This window comes from Kaistia adipata DSM 17808 (assembly GCF_000423225.1).
Taxonomy (GTDB): domain Bacteria; phylum Pseudomonadota; class Alphaproteobacteria; order Rhizobiales; family Kaistiaceae; genus Kaistia; species Kaistia adipata.
Map to the genome: position 1 here is coordinate 1 of NZ_KE383992.1, position 1,565 is coordinate 1,565.

3 protein-coding genes and 1 pseudogene are annotated in these 1,565 nt (G+C 66.0%); all 4 read right to left on the minus strand.

What is annotated here, in order from left to right; genetic code table 11:
* A pseudogene (locus G539_RS25605) lies at window positions 1-190 on the minus strand (lytic transglycosylase domain-containing protein); the annotation flags it as partial.
* The gene (locus G539_RS0120310) at window positions 187-522 is read right to left on the minus strand and encodes a DUF736 domain-containing protein (protein ID WP_029076831.1); all 336 of its coding nucleotides are present in this window, start codon (window positions 520-522) and stop codon (window positions 187-189) included. The gene G539_RS0120310 and the pseudogene G539_RS25605, both read right to left, overlap by 4 nt.
* A 33-nt stretch (window positions 523-555) precedes the next feature.
* On the minus strand, window positions 556-1,101 hold the full coding sequence (locus tag G539_RS0120315; protein ID WP_029076832.1) for a S26 family signal peptidase: 546 nt from the start codon (window positions 1,099-1,101) through the stop codon (window positions 556-558).
* Window positions 1,098-1,565: DUF2840 domain-containing protein (locus G539_RS0120320; protein WP_029076833.1), on the minus strand; the 468-nt coding region annotated here is incomplete at its 5' end. The genes G539_RS0120320 and G539_RS0120315, both read right to left, overlap by 4 nt.

Here is a 1,565-nt window from a genome sequence, read left to right on the forward strand (position 1 = left end):
GCCAGCCTGCCAGCGTGCTCGCTGCGGTCAAGGGCAAGGCGCAAGCGCCGGCCGATGGCCGCCCCTGACCTTCGCTGCGCGCGCCGGCCGTCTGGTCGCCGAGCGGGACGAAGGGATGAGACGGCTTTTCCGCGAACAAAGGGATGCCGATCTTTGACCGGATGACGGGCCGGACGCGCGCGGCCGTCATTCCTCATCCTCGATCTTCCGGGCGTGCTTCCAACGCAGGGTCCAGACCGAAGGATTGTCGTTGGACTGGAACAGTTTGGCGCGGATGGGGAACGGGAAAACCGGCCCCTCCAACCGCATCGACACGAAGTCGCCAGCGTTGTCGCTGGAGTCTTTCCATGCGGGGCCGGCGTCAGGGCCGTCCTCGCTATCGAGGCGCACGCGGTAGTCGGGCGCGTTTTTCACATCGCTCGGTTTGGCCGGGACGATGAACAGCTTTTCGTGGAGGCCGAACGAATGAAGCTCCCCCGCATAGCCGGTTTCGGTGCGGGTGAAGGTGCCTATCTCTGCCATGGAAATCTCCTGCGGTTGGTTTTTTTTGGGGGGTCAGTACGTCGGCACGCGCCACTCGTAGCGGCCGACGCCTTCCTCATCGGTCCAGAGCGGAACCGCTCGGCCGATGACGGAATCTGCGGGGATGGGTCCGAAATAACGGCCGTCGAGGCTGTCGCGGACTTCCCAATTCATGAGGAAAAGCTGGTCGCCGCCGATGACGCGGCAGCCCTTCCAGACGGGCAGATCGCGACCGAGGCTGTCGCGCTCCAGCGCCTCGCCCATCTCGATCCCGTCAACCGTGATCGTGCGGCCGGCTCGGCAAACCCGCTGTCCGGGCAGGCCCAAGACGCGCTTCAAGAGCGGGACGCCTCGCGCGATATAGCCGCGCTCGACCATGAAGCTGGCGAGCGGTTCGGGCGGCATGATGGCGACCAGCTCGGGCACGTCGATCCGGTCTGCCGGCTCGACGGTGTAGAACCCGACTGGCGCGCTGGCGGTGGCGTTCCATATGAGTTTCGTCGGCGTCTTGACCGCGCTTGCGGCGGCGATGCCGATCACCGCCAGCGCCGTCACCGTAAGGGTGCGGCGGCGCGTCATGGCTCGATCCTTCGACGGTGAAGCCAAGCGGCATGTCGCTCAGGCGTGTAGGCGTGCGGTTCCAGATTGGCGGTCAAACGGTTGTGGACGTGCCGCCAGTGATCCGGCGAGGCGTCGGCCGGATCGAGGCCGAGCGCATCCACGGCGTCGATAGCTACAAGCGCACGCTGCACCTTGGGCCAGCCGTCGAGGCGCAACAGGATTTCGCCACCGGGGCGCACGAAGGGCAATGTCTGGAACGGCTCGCCGCGCCCGATGGCGCGCACAATGTCGATGCGCGAAATGACAGTGCCGTGCTCGCCAGATGCCCAACGGACGAAGGCGAAGACGCTGCCCGGCGCGAAGCCGACGACGCTGCGGCGGCGGTCGATGATCTGCTCGTAGCTCTTGCGGCCGAAGCGTATCCAGTGCTCGACCTTGCGTTTCTCGAAGGTCAGCTCGACCAATGTGGTGAAGGGCGCAGG

Excerpts from the sequence above, each read along its gene's own strand:
- G539_RS0120310 (WP_029076831.1), bottom strand. The coding sequence starts at position 522 with ATGGCAGAGATAGGCACCTTCACCCGCACCGAAACCGGCTATGCGGGG.
- G539_RS0120315 (WP_029076832.1), bottom strand. The coding sequence starts at position 1,101 with ATGACGCGCCGCCGCACCCTTACGGTGACGGCGCTGGCGGTGATCGGC.